General features: G+C 41.3%; 13 protein-coding genes, 1 pseudogene and 1 riboswitch. Of the genes and pseudogenes, 13 read left to right on the forward strand and 1 reads right to left on the reverse strand.

The features are described 5' to 3' along the window. The first annotated feature begins 44 nt into the window (after positions 1–44). From P8F77_RS01235 to P8F77_RS01280, 10 genes and pseudogenes are all read left to right on the forward strand, one after another. Positions 45–1,067 (forward strand): Gfo/Idh/MocA family oxidoreductase, encoded by a 1,023-nt coding sequence (locus tag P8F77_RS01235; protein ID WP_024728843.1) that lies wholly within the window; start codon positions 45–47, stop codon positions 1,065–1,067. Between the two features lie 51 nt (positions 1,068–1,118). Beyond that, a pseudogene (locus P8F77_RS01240) lies at positions 1,119–1,573 on the forward strand (hypothetical protein). A gap of 149 nt (positions 1,574–1,722) precedes the next feature. Further along, a complete protein-coding gene (locus tag P8F77_RS01245; RefSeq protein WP_287518162.1) occupies positions 1,723–5,037 on the forward strand; it encodes a DEAD/DEAH box helicase in 3,315 nt (1,104 codons plus the stop codon). Between the two features lie 21 nt (positions 5,038–5,058). After that, complete coding sequence (locus tag P8F77_RS01250; RefSeq protein WP_024728841.1) at positions 5,059–5,673, forward strand: class I SAM-dependent methyltransferase; 615 nt, start codon at positions 5,059–5,061, stop codon at positions 5,671–5,673. A 291-nt stretch (positions 5,674–5,964) separates the two neighbouring features. Then, entirely contained in the window at positions 5,965–8,016 is a 2,052-nt protein-coding gene (locus P8F77_RS01255) for a BglG family transcription antiterminator (RefSeq protein WP_024728840.1), read from the forward strand. Then, the gene (locus P8F77_RS01260) at positions 8,013–8,471 is read left to right on the forward strand and encodes a PTS sugar transporter subunit IIA (protein ID WP_024728839.1); all 459 of its coding nucleotides are present in this window, start codon (positions 8,013–8,015) and stop codon (positions 8,469–8,471) included. Before P8F77_RS01255 ends, P8F77_RS01260 begins: the two co-directional genes overlap by 4 nt. A 36-nt stretch (positions 8,472–8,507) precedes the next feature. Next, a complete protein-coding gene (locus P8F77_RS01265) occupies positions 8,508–9,893 on the forward strand; it encodes a PTS ascorbate transporter subunit IIC (RefSeq protein WP_024728838.1) in 1,386 nt (461 codons plus the stop codon). A gap of 27 nt (positions 9,894–9,920) precedes the next feature. Continuing rightward, the gene (locus P8F77_RS01270) at positions 9,921–10,199 is read left to right on the forward strand and encodes a PTS sugar transporter subunit IIB (protein ID WP_024728837.1); all 279 of its coding nucleotides are present in this window, start codon (positions 9,921–9,923) and stop codon (positions 10,197–10,199) included. A 75-nt stretch (positions 10,200–10,274) separates the two neighbouring features. Further along, on the forward strand, positions 10,275–11,075 hold the full coding sequence (locus P8F77_RS01275) for a transketolase (RefSeq protein ID WP_235824617.1): 801 nt from the start codon (positions 10,275–10,277) through the stop codon (positions 11,073–11,075). After that, positions 11,063–12,019 carry a transketolase C-terminal domain-containing protein gene (locus tag P8F77_RS01280; protein ID WP_024728835.1) on the forward strand — a complete coding sequence of 319 codons (957 nt, stop codon included), beginning with the start codon at positions 11,063–11,065 and terminating at the stop codon, positions 12,017–12,019. The genes P8F77_RS01275 and P8F77_RS01280 overlap by 13 nt, the downstream gene beginning before the upstream one ends. A 123-nt stretch (positions 12,020–12,142) precedes the next feature. Here the strand turns inward: P8F77_RS01280 and P8F77_RS01285 are convergent, their stop codons facing one another. Further along, the gene (locus tag P8F77_RS01285; protein WP_024728834.1) at positions 12,143–13,549 is read right to left on the reverse strand and encodes an amidophosphoribosyltransferase; all 1,407 of its coding nucleotides are present in this window, start codon (positions 13,547–13,549) and stop codon (positions 12,143–12,145) included. Positions 13,550–13,711: 162 nt separating this feature from the next. After that, positions 13,712–13,825: riboswitch (TPP riboswitch) on the forward strand. Between the two features lie 194 nt (positions 13,826–14,019). Here P8F77_RS01285 and P8F77_RS01290 point away from each other — a divergent pair. Genes P8F77_RS01290 through P8F77_RS01300 form a run of 3 tightly spaced genes read left to right on the forward strand, consistent with a single transcriptional unit; the run spans position 14,020 to position 16,076 of the window. Beyond that, a complete protein-coding gene (locus P8F77_RS01290) occupies positions 14,020–14,316 on the forward strand; it encodes a thiamine-binding protein (protein ID WP_024728833.1) in 297 nt (98 codons plus the stop codon). Further along, positions 14,285–15,049: an ABC transporter permease gene (locus P8F77_RS01295; RefSeq protein ID WP_024728832.1), complete on the forward strand. Its 765-nt coding sequence runs from the start codon at positions 14,285–14,287 to the stop codon at positions 15,047–15,049. Before P8F77_RS01290 ends, P8F77_RS01295 begins: the two co-directional genes overlap by 32 nt. A 28-nt stretch (positions 15,050–15,077) precedes the next feature. Next, the gene (locus tag P8F77_RS01300; protein WP_024728831.1) at positions 15,078–16,076 is read left to right on the forward strand and encodes an ABC transporter substrate-binding protein; all 999 of its coding nucleotides are present in this window, start codon (positions 15,078–15,080) and stop codon (positions 16,074–16,076) included. Positions 16,077–16,078: the final 2 nt, after the last annotated feature.

Raw genomic sequence — 16,078 nt, forward strand, 5'->3', positions numbered from 1 at the left:
AAGCTATATAAATAAGCTGAAAAAAATCAAAGGAGATTATAAAGATGAAAGTTATGAATGTAGCCGTTGTGGGAGCCGGAATATATGGAATTAATCATGTGAATGCCTATACATGGAATCCGAATACAAATCTTGTGGCGGTGTGTGATCTGAATAAAGAAATCACGGATAAAATAGCCAAACAGTATGAGGTCAAGACCTACAATGATGTCAATGAAATGCTGGATAAAGAAGAAATCGATGCGGTGTCTATTGCGACCCCCGATGCCTTTCATATGGAGCCGGCGTTGGCGGCTATCCGCCATGGGAAACCAATCCTAGTGGAAAAACCTTTGGCTACGACTTCAGAGGACGCGAAAAAAATTATTGCAGAAGCCGAAAAGTATAAGGTGCGTGTTGCGGTGGATTATCATAAGAGATGGGACCCGGCGGCGATCAATGTTAGAAATGAACTGCAGAAAGCGGAAACAGGAGCTCCTGTCCGCGGGTATATGAATATGGACGACATCATCGACGTCCCGACGGAATGGTTTGGCTGGGCGGACAAGTCGAGTCCGGTCCATTTCCTCGGCACTCACTGCTATGATCAGATCCGCTGGTACATGGGATGCGAAGTAGAAGAAGTATCCGCCGTGGGGACAAAAAAGGTCTTAAAATCAAAGGGGATTGATACGTATGATTCGATCCAAGCCACATTAAAGATGGAAAACGGATGTTACTGGACAGTGGAAAATTCCTGGATTCTTCCGAAAGGATTTGCAAAAAACAATGACGGAAGGACACAGATCCTCTGTGAAAATGCTATGTTCCGAATTGATTCACAGAACCGCGGTGTGGAAATGTTTGACCATGAGAAACAGCGCACGCCCAACTCTTATTTTATCTTAAATAACTGCGGCAGGCCGAGCGGATTTGGGATTGAGCCGATTAACGACTTCATCTATTGTCTGCAAAAAGATATTCCTTTCATTGCAGACGGGAATGACGGGCTGCAGGCGGAATTGGTAGCGGAGGCTGTACACGAAAGCCTGAAGACAGGACAGAAAGTTCAGGTTAAAAGAGATTAAAACACAGAAGTTTATCTTATGACAATTTATTAAGGAAAAGATTATAAAGAAATTTGTCAAAAAGCGGAAGAGATCATTGCTTCCGAAATAAGAATGAATCCCAGGGCAGTTCTCGGACTGTCAACGGGGTCTACACCGATCGGAGTTTATGACCGGCTGGTGGAATGGCATCAGAAGGGACAGCTTGATTTTTCAGGGCTCACCACCATTAATCTGGATGAATATAAAGGACTCGGGGCAGAAGAGGATTCTGATAAAGCATGCCGTGAGTATGAGGAGATCATCGCAGAAAAGGGAAGGATTGATCTTCAGCTTCTTGGGCTGGGTGCTAATGGACATATCGGTTTCAATGAGCCGGGGGATGCCTTTATTTCTGATACCCACTGCGTGAAATTACGCCGAGAGTCCCGGCATCAATCCTTAAACTTCATCCTCATACTGCCATATTTGCGGATGAGGAGGCTCTCTCTGTGATCAAAGAAAAACATAAGCTACCAATAGTATAATACAGAAATTTCATAGGGTGAGGTCAAAAGTTCTCAAAGAGTGTCTGTCTTTGGGAACTTTTATTTGATTGGAAATATCTTATGACATATAATAAATTTGAGAGTCATTTTGCATTTTTTGTATAAAAGGGAAGGGCGGTTGCGGTAAGATGTTGGATCAATCAGAAATACGTGCGTTGGCAGATCAAAATTCTTATAAAAGAGGAAGAAACCTGTATCGTTCAGACGCTGTTCTGGAATATTCCGTGGAGGAAGACGGCCAAATTGATTATATATACGCCGCCGTACAGGGCAGCGGCAGAAATATGTATGAAGTCGATTTGGAATATAATATGGAAGAAGGGTGGCTGGAAAATGCGTACTGCACATGTCCGGCGTTCAGAGAATATGAGGGATTATGCAAGCACTGTGTAGCTGTCTTGTTTGAATATGCAGATTACTTAGAAACACAGGAAGCTGTCTGGCAGTATGAACAGAGGAAAGAAGAAAGCCTTGCAAAGCTTCAGATAATGAAAGACATGAAGAATAAACTTATGGCCGGTGATGGATGGAAACCAAAGACGACTCCGGCTATGAAGGCATTTCTTTCACAGCAGCAGCTCAAAAGCACCCTGCCCATCGTCCAGGAAGATATTTATGGAAAAGTGCATCTGGAACCATTTTTAACATGCACGGACAACGAAATCTATTTGGAGTTTAAGATCGGAACGTCTTATATGTATGTATTAAAAGATGTCTTTGCCTTTGCAGATGCTTTACAGAATAAACAGAAATTCGCTTATGGGCAGAAACTGGAATTTATTCATGATATGGAAGTGTTTGACGGTGAATCAAGAAAACTGGCTGAATTTATACAGTCGTGGACTGCTCAGAACCGGATTAAGTATATGCAGATTTCTTATTATGGGTATTCATATACAGATTCCACAATGAAATTAAGAAAAGCCCCTTTGACAACAGGGGATCTGGAATTGTTTTTAGAAGCAGTGGGAGACCGGGAGTTTTCGGCGGAAATCAGCAGGATGCCGGAGAAACTCTGGCATGTGACAAAGGATTCACTGTGCAGGACCATGAAGATTACAGGTCAGGAACAGGGAATTGACGTAGAGGTTAACTATTTGTTCGGATTCCAGGGCATCAAACACAATATTTATTTTTGCAAAGGAAAGATCTACAAAGTAAGCAGAGCGTTTTTGGAGCCCATCAATGATTTTTTGTCCTGTATGGCAAATCTGCCGCAGCGGAAGGTTTTTATAGAAACGGCAGATGTGCCTGTGTTTTGCAGAGAAGCCCTGCCCGTGCTGGAAAAGTATTTTGACTGCACAAGAGAGAGCTTTGACGAGAAGGACTATGGGGTAGTGCCGGCCACATTTGAAGTATATTTGGATGCACCTCAAAAAGATTTTATTACATGTAAGCTGGATGCGGTGTACGGAGAACAGAAATACCATGTTTTTGAAAAGAACCAGAAAACAGGGGGCCGGGATCTGAAAAAAGAAGCAGAAGCCGCCAGGATCGTTTCCCGTTACTGTAATGCCTATGATGAAGATGAAAAAACCATGGTCCTGGCCAATGATGAGGAGATGCTTTATGAATTGCTGGTCTACGGGATTCCTGCCATGCAGCAGTTTGCAGAAGTATATATTTCCGACGCCCTGAAGAAAATCAACATTGCCCCGGCGCCGAAAGTGGCTGTGGGAGTATCTCTTTCCGGCGATCTGCTGGAGTTAAAGATGACCGCGGGAGATATGCCGAGAAAAGAGCTTTTGGAGATCTTATCAAAATACAATCGGAAAAAGAAATTTTATCGTTTAAAGAGCGGTGATTTCGTGAATATGGAAGGAGAGGGGATCAATGCCCTCCTGGAAATGAAAGAAGGGCTTCACCTGACGAAGAAGCAGCTGGAACAGGAGCAGGTGATCCTTCCGAAATACCACGCCCTTTATCTGGACGAGGAGCTGAAAGAATGGCAGTCGGTTTCCGCCCACAAGGATAAAGAGTTTAAGGCCCTGATACGGAATATGAAAACGGTGGAGGACAATGATTTTGAAATCCCTGCCAAAATGGAACTTATCCTGAGAGAATATCAAAAAAGAGGATTTTTGTGGATCAAGACTTTAAAATACAATGGTTTCGGCGGAATTCTGGCAGACGACATGGGGCTTGGGAAAACACTTCAAGTGATTGCATTTCTGTTATCTGAATACCTGGAGGAAGAAGGAAACAGTCCAAGTCTGATCGTGGCCCCTGCATCGCTGGTATTTAACTGGCAGAGCGAGATCCGAAAGTTTGCTCCGGACCTTCCGATCCAGATGGTTGTGGGAAAGGCCGGAGACAGAAAGTCTATCATCAAACATGCAGGCAGCCGGGATATCCTCGTCACTTCCTATGATCTCTTGAAGCGGGATATTGACCTCTATGAAAATATGACTTTCAGCAACCAGATCATTGACGAGGCACAGTATATTAAGAATCATAATACTCAGGCAGCCAAAGCAGTCAAGATGGTGAATGCAGGGTTTAAGCTGGCTCTTACAGGAACTCCAGTGGAAAACCGCTTGAGTGAACTTTGGAGTATTTTTGATTATCTCATGCCGGGATTTTTATATTCTTATCAGAGGTTTCGTGAAGAGTTGGAGCTTCCAATCGTACAGGATAACAGTGAGAATGAGATAAAGCGTCTTCAAAAGATGATCAGGCCCTTTGTGCTGCGGCGCTTAAAAAAGGATGTGTTAAAAGATCTGCCCAACAAACTGGAAAAAAATTATTATGCCAGGATGGAAGGGGAGCAGCAGAAGCTTTATGATGCCTATGTAAAACGGATGCGGTTGATGCTCGATAAGCAGTCGGAAGAAGAATTTAAAAGCTCTAAGCTCCAGATACTCTCGGAGCTTACCCGGTTAAGACAGCTTTGCTGCAGCCCCGAGCTGGTTTTTGAAGGTTATACAGGAGGGTCTGCAAAATCCGATCTGTGTATTGATCTTATAAAGAATGCAGTCAGCGGAGGGCATAAGATTCTCCTTTTTTCTCAGTTTACATCCATGCTTTCTATATTGGAAGAGCGGTTGAAAGCTGAAAAAATCTCGTTTTATACGCTTACCGGATCGGTAAACAAAGAAAAACGGGCCCAGATGGTGGAAGACTTTAATCATGACGATACTTCGGTTTTCTGCATTTCCCTAAAGGCAGGGGGTACCGGGTTAAATTTGACTTCCGCGGATATCGTGATTCATTATGACCCGTGGTGGAACCTGGCCGTACAGAATCAGGCCACAGACAGGGCACACCGGATCGGACAGGAACATGTGGTTATGGTCTATCGCCTGATCATTGAGGGAACCATTGAAGACAACATTGTGAAGCTCCAGGAAAAGAAAAAAGAATTGGCAGAGCAGATTTTGGGCGGAGAAGGAATGGGAAGCGCAAGCTTTACCAGAGAAGAACTGAAGGAATTATTGAAGTAAATAGATAAAGGCTGAGGATTTATGCACACTAAAACAATCAGGTATTACAACGAAAATGCCAAAGAATTTGTCTCCAATACAGTTGGAGCCAACATGGAATATAATCAGAAGCGTTTTTGTGAGAGGCTTCCGAAAGGTGCATTGATGCTTGACTTTGGCTGCGGCTCCGGGCGTGATACTAAGTATTTTATGAGTCAGGGTTATCAAGTGGAGGCGCTGGACGGATCAGAGGAACTGTGCAGGATGGCTTCGGATTTTACAGGAATTGAGGTGAAGCACAGGTACTTTCATGAACTGGATGAGGAAGATAGGTATGATGGAATTTGGGCCTGTTCCTCTATTCTTCACTTGTCGGTAAATGAGCTTAAGGAAGTTTTTCCTAAAATGGCAAAGGCATTAAGACATCAAGGGATTGTATATGCTTCATTTAAATATGGACATTTCGAGGGAGAGCGGAATGGAAGATATTTTACGGACTTGAATGAGGAGCGATTGCACAGATTGGTAGATGATACAGGAGTTTTTATTGTTGAGGAAACATGGATTACGTCTGATGTAAGACCGGGGAGAGATGAAGAAATATGGCTGAATATGATTTTGAAGAGGAGAGAAGGTTATGTTTTGGGGGGTGAATGAGCAGTTAGAGAAGAGATTGAAATTGAAATGTAAAGATATCTATATATGCAGCCGAAAAGGCTGCTTTTTTTGTTTATTAGAAAAGCATTTGCCGTCCTGTTTCTGTTCTGATAGGTATGAACCTCTGGCTTTTAGAATATAAAAGTCTGCACAAAAAATATTAGAAAGTAAACATTTTTTGGACTGTGCAAATTTTGCATTTCTGTAGAAAGAAATTGAACATTTCTTGGACTTTACGAGTGTATTTTCATTAGTTAATCTTAAAGCATGGAAGATGCAAGGAGGTATAAAATGTCAATCTCGTATAACTTAGATGTAAGATGCTATGAAATACTGGAGTATTTATTGTACAGAGATGAATATATCACAGTACAGCAAATTGCAGAAGAAAAAGAAATTTCTAAACGAAGTGCTTATTATGATATACGAAAAATAAGTGAGTGGATGGAAACCCAAGGGATAGCTCCACTAGAAATTGAAAGAAAAAAAGGAATCTTGATTGATGAGCAGAAAAAAGGATTAATCCGTACAAGATTAAGAGAGATCTCACCCAAACTTCCTTACATATTTTCACCGGTGGAAAGAAAAAAAATTATTATTTGTTCTATATTGCAGAGAAACCGAAATCTTCATATCGATGATTTTATGGAACTTTGTCAGGTAAGCAGAAATACAATCATTAATGACATAAAGGAAGCGACTAAAGAAATCTCTAAATATCAGCTTCTCCTGACCTATGAAAATGGAGAAGGTTATCACATTACAGGAGATTTAGTACGAAAACGGAGCATTTATTTCTTATATTTTAACTCCATTGCAGACTTTTATAAAAAAAGAATTCTTCCATTAGATGCTCCAGACAAAGTACAACAGATTCTGGATAAGTTAAAAGACATTGAAGATGCACTGGATACCCAGTATGTTGCAGGAACGTTATATTCCATAGCAGTTTTTTTTTCAACCATTGAAAACCGAACCGATATCGTTGAATTTACAGAAAATGAAAAACTGGAAATTATGCATAGCATAGAGTATGAAATTGTATCAAAACAATTTACTGATTTTGAGGAAAGTGAACAGTTATATCTTGCATTACATCTGCTTGGATCCAGAACGCAGAATATTTCTGTCAATTTCAGAAATGAAGAAAGCGGACAGGAGTATCAGCGGCTTTCAAAGATTTTAGTTAAGGCGTTTTCAAGACTTGCGGGTATTGAATTTACAAGAGAAGAGGAATTGGTCGAAGCAATAGCGGCCCACTTAAAGACTTCGTTGTACCGTTACCGGTATGGAATACAACTGGGAAATCCTCTGCTGCATGATATTAAAAATGAGTATGGTGATCTGTTTGAGGTCTCAAGCAGAGCCTGCAAAGATTTGGAAAGTGAAATTGGTGTTCCTATTCCTGAGGGAGAGATTGCGTACATAACATTGCATTTTGGAGCATTTATTAACTCAGGGCAGCAAAAAAAACGGAAATTAAGGGTCTTGGTTGTCTGCCCAAACGGATTAAGTACAGCCAATATGTTATGCGGAGAAATCCACACTTTAGTTCCAAATGCCCATGCAGTTGATATTATCTCAATGAAAAATTATCACAAAGAGCATAATTATAATGTTGTAATTTCCACGATTGCAATTCCCGAAGAAAAGAATCTTATCCTGGTTCATCCGATTTTGACAGACAATGATAGGATTTTAATCTTAAAAAAATGTATGCGGATAGAGAACAGAAACAGTGCTGATATTTCCTTTATTGCAGGACTTGCAGCAAAGTATATGACACAGGACAATCTGCGCAAATTTAAAACAGAATTAACAGATTATTTTTCCAATACGGCAATTAAGACATATGTAAAAAAGGGAAATCAACACAAAGGAATCTGCCAGATGTTGGAGGAGCCTTTTATCCGCATCGTTGAGGAAAAAATGGGTTGGGTAGAAGCTGTCAGAATGTCAGGAGAAAAATTAATCAATGATGGTTATATTCTTCCCTCTTACTTAGAAAGTATTGTGGATAAAACAAGGCAGTATGGACCATATATGTTTATTACAGACTCTGTTTTTCTTGCACATTCAGATATTGAAGATGGTTCAAAACATTTGGGGATATCATTTACTATATTTAAGCAGCCAGTATTATTCCATACGTTGGATGGACAGGAACGAAAAGCAAAGATTATTTTGACTTTATGTGCAGAAGATCAGGTAACGCATATCCGAATGTTAAACGACATTATGACGATTTTTGAAGTACCCGAAAATGCAGAAAAGATTTGGAAGCTGAAAAGTGCCAAGGGTATAAGAAATACCATCTGTAAAATTGTACAGGAGGAGACATGAAAGAAATATATAACATGCTAAAAAAGGAAAATATCCAGATTATATCGAAAGTAAAAGATTGGAGGGAAGCAATCCATGTAGCAGTGCAGCCATTAGTAAACGGTGGGTATTGTGAAGCAAGATATATTGATGAGATCATTAAGAACACTGAAAAATTAGGACCTTATTATGTACTGTGCGAGAATCTAGCATTGGTTCATGGAAGTACAGATCAGGGAGTACTAAAACGGCAGATTGCAATTACATTGTTAGAAGAACCAATCAAATTTAAAGAGGATGGATACAATGTAAGAGTTATGGTGACTCTTGCAGCGACAGATTCAGACTCTCATATGGAAATCCTTCAGGCAATGTCGCAATTATTTTCTGAGCAGGACAGTGTGCAGAATATATTGAATGCCAGAACAGAAAATGAAATATATGATTTGTTCATTCACGCAACTGAAGACAAATAGGATATCAGACATCTCATAAATATAGGAGGATTTAAAATGGATTTTATTATTAATATTTTATCAACACCAGCAATTTTGGTGGGTTTCATTTCTTTATTTGGATTGCTTTTGCAAAAGAAGCCGGCCGAGGATGTAGTAAAAGGTACAGTAAAAACAATCGTTGGATTTCTAGTATTGACAGCTGGATCAAGTTTTCTGCAAACAGGGTCTTTGAATGATTTTGGAACAATTTTTAATTATGCATTCAACATGCAGGGAGTTGTACCAAATAATGAAGCGATCGTATCATTAGGCTTAAAAGAGTTTGCACAGGATACCGCTTATATTATGTGTTTAGGCATGATCGCCAATATTGTTCTGGCCAGATTTTCGAGACTGAACTACATATTTTTAACAGGTCATCATACACTGTACATGGCTTGTATGATCGCGGTTATCTTAAATGTAGGAAACTTAAGCGGGCCTTTATTATGGATTGGCGGAGGTCTGATGCTTGGACTTATCATGGTAATCTCTCCGGCACTTTGCCAGCCAACGATGGAAAAAATCACTGGTACGAGTGAGCTGGGATTTGGACATTTTGGAGGATCAGGGTATTGGTTTTCGGCACAGATAGGAAAGTTATTTAAAGGAAAAAGCAAATCAACAGAGGAGGTTAATTTTCCTCAGAGAATCTCATTTTTGAGAGATACAACCGTTGCGATTGGATTGACTATGGTAATCTTCTTTATCATTGTTACATTTGTTGCAGTTGTAGTGAGGGATGGAATGAGCGATCCAACCATCGCGGCTTTCTTCCAGGGTGAAACAAATACACACTGGTTGGTATGGGCAATCACAAAAGGATTCAGCTTTTCTGGCGGGGTATATATTATCTTAAGTGGTGTCCGTTTGATCATTGGTGAAATCGTACCTGCATTCCGCGGTATTGCAGAAAAACTTGTACCAAATGCAAAGCCAGCTATTGACTGTCCGGTTATTTTCCCATATGCGCCAAATGCAGTGCTGATCGGCTTTCTGACATCATTTGTAGGCGGAATTTTAGGATTATTTATACTTGGAGCGATCAACAAAGCGTTGATTCCGGTGGCATTGATTTTACCTGGTGTTATTCCTCACTTCTTTTGCGGTGCATCTGCTGGTGTCTTTGCCAATGCAGAAGGCGGATTAAAAGGCTGCTTGGCGGGATCATTTCTGCACGGGCTGCTGATCACATTCCTTCCGGCGATTTGTATGCCAGTTATGGGATCTTTAAATTTTGCAAACTGTACATTTTCAGATGCTGACTTCTCAATCTTGGGAATTATATTAGGAAATATAACAAAATTTATCAAAGACGGCGGTTTGTTTGGAGTATGCATCGTATTATTCCTGCTTCCAATCATTTTTAATATCGTTGCACCAAAAAAACAGGTACAATAATCTAATTTATTTTAGGAGGTAATCGTTATGGTACATTCAATCATGTGTTGTTGTGGTTCAGGATTAGGTTCCAGCATGCTGGTTCGTATGAATGTGGAAAAAGCACTTAAAAAACTTGGAGCTTCAGGGATTTCGGTATCTCATTCATCTTTATCGGATGCTGCAGAAGGAGCGGCAGATTTATTTGTTGTCGGAAAAGACCTTGCTAATTTTGTAAAGGAGCTGCCAAGAGTTATTATTCTTGACAATATCATGGACAAAGCGGAATTAGAAACAAAATTGAAAGCAGAGATTGAGAAAGAGTAGGCAGAACTTATGGAGAAAAGTGAATTGCAGCAGTTAAAGGTACTTTCTGCCCGGATCCGCTTGGATGTGTTGGAGATGCTGGAAAAGCGCGGGTATGGACATATAGGGGGCTCATTATCTATTGTGGAATTGATGAGTGTATTATACGGAAAACAGCTGAAATATGATCCCCAAAATCCTAACTGGGAGGATAGGGATATGGTTGTTTTATCCAAAGGCCATGCAGGACCAGTATGGTATTCTGCACTAGCAGAAAAAAATTTTTTCGACAAAGGATGGCTGAGCACTTTAAATGATGGAGGGACCAGACTGCCATCGCATCCTGACCGTTTAAAAACACCAGGTGTTGATATGACGACAGGTTCTTTGGGACAAGGAACTTCTGCGGCAGCAGGGATTGCAACAGGATTCCGAATGAAAGGATCTGACCAATATGTTTATTTGATTGTAGGAGATGGTGAATTAAACGAAGGGCAATGTTGGGAGGCATTTCAATATATTGCACATTACCGCCTCAATCATTGTATTGTTATTATCGATGAAAACAAGAAACAGTTGGATGGAACAACAATGGAAATCATGAATCCTTTTAGCATTGCCGATAAGATGAAGGCCTTTGGATTTCATACAGAAACAGTAAAAGGAGATGATGAAGAAGCAATTAATGAGGCTATCTGCAGGGCAAAAGAAGTAGGTAATCAGGCAGTGTGTATTGTTTTAGATACTGTGAAAGGAGCAGGGGTTCCTTATTTTGAACAGCTTGCAGGGAATCATTCAGTCAAGTTTAATAATGAAGAAATTCTGGAGGCAAACCATGAAGCCATGAAAACACTGCAAAAAGTCATTGAAGGGGGTGAAAAGGAATGTTTAAATTAGCTGAAAACAGACAAGAAAAAGGTCGAGAATTACGCTATTGCGTAGTTGAAACTTTACAAGAGCTCATGGACTCAGATGACAAAGTGGTTGCCATGGAAGCTGACTTGGGCGGAGCCAGCGGATTTACAAAGATCCAGCAGAGCAATCCAGACCGATTTGTACAATGTGGAATTGCAGAAGCTAATATGATCGGCGTTGCAGCAGGTTTATCTGTTACAGGATTTAAACCTTTTGTACATACTTTTGGCCCGTTCGCAACAAGAAGAGTATTTGATCAATTGTATCTGTCTGGAGCATATGCAGAAAATACCATCAATATTTATGGATCTGATCCGGGGTTTGCAGTCGGGGCAAACGGAGGAACCCATACAACATGGGAAGATGTGGCATTGATGAGAGAAATACCAGGAGCCGTTGTTTGTGATGCAGCTGATGACGTGCAGATGGAATGGATCTTAAAAGAATTTGCGGCTATGGACGGAATTCATTATGTCAGAGGAAACCGAAAAGATGTCAGAAACGTGTATCAAAAAGGTTCTGGTTTTACCATTGGAAAAGGAAATGTTTTGAAAGAAGGAGAAGAAATATTATTGGTTGCATCTGGTCAGTTAGTATCAGAAGCTATGGATTGTGCTGAACAATTAGAAAGGGAAGGCCATTCAATTGAAGTAATTGATATGTTTACGATCAAACCTTTAGATACAAAATTGATAAAAAAAGAGGCGGAGAACAAGAAATTAATTATTACATTTGAAAATCACTCAATTTATGGAGGTTTAGGAAGTGCGGTTGCTGAAGTAATAGCAGAAGAAAATATTCCAGTACCGTTTAAGCGAGTAGGTGTAAATGAAAGATTCGGACAGGTCGGAACGCCGGAATTTTTACAAGAGGAATTTGGGCTGACGGCAGAACACTTGAAAAAGGAGATAGAGAACTATTTATAGAAGCATTCAAAAATGTAGATAATTGATTTAATAGGAGTATTTTTAATAAACCTCCAAACTGATATAAGATGAACTTATCAGTTTGGAGGTTTTTATAATATCAAAGGCGATCTTACATATATCCTACTCTTTCCCATCCCAACAATAAGTACAAAGTTTCTTAGGATCTAATCCGACAGACTCAATCATATCATCCAGCCTGTGATACCGGAGTGATGTAAAATTCAGCTGCTTACAGATCTCATCTATCATACCCTGATATTCCGGGGAGTCCGGATTTGAAAACTTCTCCAGATGTACATTCTTGTAATCTCCGCTGATCTGTTCAATGATCCGGCGTGTGATCAGATCCATTTCAGAAGTAGACCGTGAGAAATTCAAATATTTGCATCCGTATATGATCGGCGGACAGGCCGGGCGGACATGAACCTCTTTTGCACCGCTCTGATAAAGGAATTCTGTGGTTTCCCGGAGCTGGGTTCCCCTTACGATGGAGTCATCAATCAATAAAAGGCTTTTATCCTGGATCAGTTCGTGGACCGGGATCAGTTTCATCTTGGCGATCAGATTCCTTTTGCTCTGTATGGTCGGCATAAAGGAACGAGGCCAGGTCGGTGTATATTTAATAAATGGTCTGGAAAATGGGATTCCGGATTCGTTGGCATATCCTATAGCATGTGCGGTTCCTGAATCAGGGACTCCTGCCACTGTATCCGGTGAGGCATCATCACGCTGAGCCAGCTTCTTTCCGCACTCATAGCGCATTTCCTCCACGCTGATTCCTTCATAAGAGGACGAAGGATAACCATAATAAACCCAAAGGAAAGTACAGATCTTCATATCTTCGCCTGGCTTTGCCAGAGTCTGAATGCCTTCGGGCGTAAGAATCACGATCTCTCCGGGACCAAGCTCACGTTCGGCCACATATCCGAGATTCAAATAGGCAAAACTCTCAAAGGAAATACAGTAGCCATCGTCTTTTTTGCCTACAGCAATCGGAGTGCGGCCCATTTTGTCTCTGGCGGCATAGATGCCTTTCGGTGTCAGAAGCACGATCGTCATGGAACCGTCGATGACATCCTGTGCATGCTGAATTCCTTCCACGAGATGTTCTTTCTGATTGATGATAGCAGCAACCAGCTCCGTTGCGTTAATATCTCCGCCGCTCATTTCAAGAAAATGTGTGTGGCCTGAATCAAACATCTGCTTTATAATTTCATCCGTGTTATTGATCTTTCCTACTGTCATGATCGCGTAAGTACCGTGGTGGGAGCGAACGATCAGCGGCTGCGGTTCGTAATCGGAAATACAGCCGATGCCCATATATCCGTGCATTTTGTTGACGTCTTTGTCAAATTTTGTCCGGAACGGAGCATTTTCTATGTTATGAATGGCCCGGTCAAAACCGTCGTCTTTACTGTAAACCGCCATACCGGCACGTCTTGTCCCAAGATGGGAATGATAGTCTGTCCCAAAATATAAATCAAAAACACAATCCTGTTTTGAAGTGACACCAAAAAATCCGCCCATAAATTCCTCCGTTTTGTAAATAAAATTATATTGCTGTATTTATTATAACCAAACGGAAGGAACGGGACAAGGAAAGATTGGTATTCTTTCGAAATGGGAATTGATTTAATTCAATATATTCATTATAATACAAACATACCGTTAAACCGAGACATACGAAAACTTTATATACAGGGGTGCTGGCAGACTGCCGGCTGAGAGTAAGACGAGAAGAAGTCTTTAACCCTTATACCTGATCTGGGTAATGCCAGCGTAGGAATAAAACAGTACAGTTGTACATGAGACTATTTCCCCGTTGGATTTTATCCGGCGGGGTTTTTATTTCATAGTAAAGTTCTACGACCTTCCCTAATGAAATAAAAATGCTCCGCAGGTTGTGCACAGATGCGCAAGGAAATTATTTGCCTTTGGCAAATTGCATCCGGCACGCAAAGTTGTCAAGGAAACAGATTTATGAGGAGGAAAGAAATATGAATGCAAGCGTAGCGATCCAAACACTGCCGGAGGCAGCCAATGACGAAGAATTGATCCGTATTGTGGATCAGGTAATTGATTATATTAAGAGTACGGGACTGAATTATTATGTGGGACCGTTTGAAACTGCGATTGAGGGTGACTACGATGAACTGATGGACATTGTGAAAGAGTGTCAGCATATCGCTGTCCGTGCGGGTGCACCGTCGGTTGCGGCTTACATTAAAGTGTCCTATAAGCCAGAAGGGGATGTGCTTACCATTGATAAAAAAGTTACAAAACACCACCAATAAACTGTGGCCGGCAGCGGCGATCCTTGTGCTTCTGGCATTATGGCAGACTGCCAGCGGGACAGGGATGGTTTCAAAATTTCTGCTTCCGTCGCCGGTGGATGTGGTCAAGGCATTTGTGAATGATTTTTCACTGCTGATGACGAATGCGAGAGTGACCATAATTGAATCGTTTATCGGTCTGCTGATGGGCGTTGTCATTGGTTTTTTTATGGCAGTGCTCATGGATCATTTCGATAAAATGTATAAGGCATTTTATCCGCTGATCGTGTTGACGCAGACGGTGCCCACAGTGGCCATTGCGCCGCTCCTTGTATTGTGGTTTGGATATGAAATGCTTCCAAAGGTAATCTTGATTATTATCGTGACATTTTTTCCGATTACTGTGAGCCTGCTGGACGGCTTTCGTTCGGCGGACAAAGATACAATCAGTCTGATGCGATCCATGGGTGCGTCAAAGCTGCAGATATTCCGGTATGTGAAATTTCCGGGATCTCTGGGCCAGTTTTTTGCCAGCCTGCGGATTTCAGCTTCCTATGCAGTTGTGGGAGCCGTCATTTCAGAATGGCTGGGAGGATTTGAAGGTCTGGGCGTCTATATGATCCGGGTTAAGAAAGGTTTTGCATTTGACAAAATGTTCGCGGTGATCTTTATGATTTCTGCGATCAGTCTGCTGCTGATGTGGGCAGTCAATTTTCTGCAGAAGAAATGTATGCCATGGGAGAGCCGGGAATAGCCGAAAAAGTGAAAAGAGGATGATGATTATGAAAAAGAGAATGTTAGCTGTATTCCTTTCTGCATTATTAGCTGTATCAATGACTGGATGCGGATCAAAGAAAGAGGAAGCCGGAGACGGAAAGCTTAAAAAGATTACATTTGTTCTGGACTGGACACCGAATACTAACCACACAGGTATTTATGTGGCAAAGGAAAAAGGATATTTTAAAGAGGCCGGCCTGGACGTGGAAATCGTACAGCCGCCGGAGGACGGAGCAGAAGTACTTGTGGGCTCCGGGAAAGCACAGTTCGGTATTTCATTTCAGGATACAATGATGCCTGCTGTCGTTGGAGATGATGCCCTTCCGATCAAGGCTGTGGCAGCAGTTTTACAGCATAATACATCGGGGATCGTTTCCCGGAAGGGGGAAGGGATCAAGCGTCCGAAGGGGCTGGAAGGCAAAAAATATGCCACATGGAATCAGGATATTGAAAAAGCAATCTTAAAACAGGTGGTTGAGAAGGACAAAGGGAATTTCAGCAAGGTAGAAATGATCTCGAGCACTGTCACCGATGAGGTCTCTGCATTAAAGAGCAAAAAAGTGGATGCCATCTGGATCTACTATGGATGGGCGGGGATTGCCACAGAGGTGGCCGGACTTGATACAGATTACTTTGCATTTAAAGATATTGATCCGGTCTTTGACTATTATACGCCGGTGATCATTGGGAACAGTGAATGGATGAAAAAGAATCCGGAAACGGCAAAAGCATTTTTGTCAGCCGCAAAAAAGGGCTATGAGTATGCCATCGAACATCCGAAAGATGCAGGAGATATTCTCTGTGAAGCCTCACCGGAACTGGATTCCAAAATGGTACAGGCCAGCCAGAAATATATGAAAGACCAGTATAAAGCCGAAGTGAAGCAATGGGGCTATATCAATCCAAAAAGGTGGAATGCATTTTATAACTGGATCAGTGAAAAAGGTCTTTCAAAAACGAAGATTCCGGAAAACACCGGATTTACCAATGACTATTTGGAGTAAAG

It is taken from the genome of Anaerostipes sp. PC18 (genome assembly GCF_039789045.1).
Taxonomy (GTDB): Bacteria; Bacillota; Clostridia; order Lachnospirales; family Lachnospiraceae; genus Anaerostipes; species Anaerostipes hominis.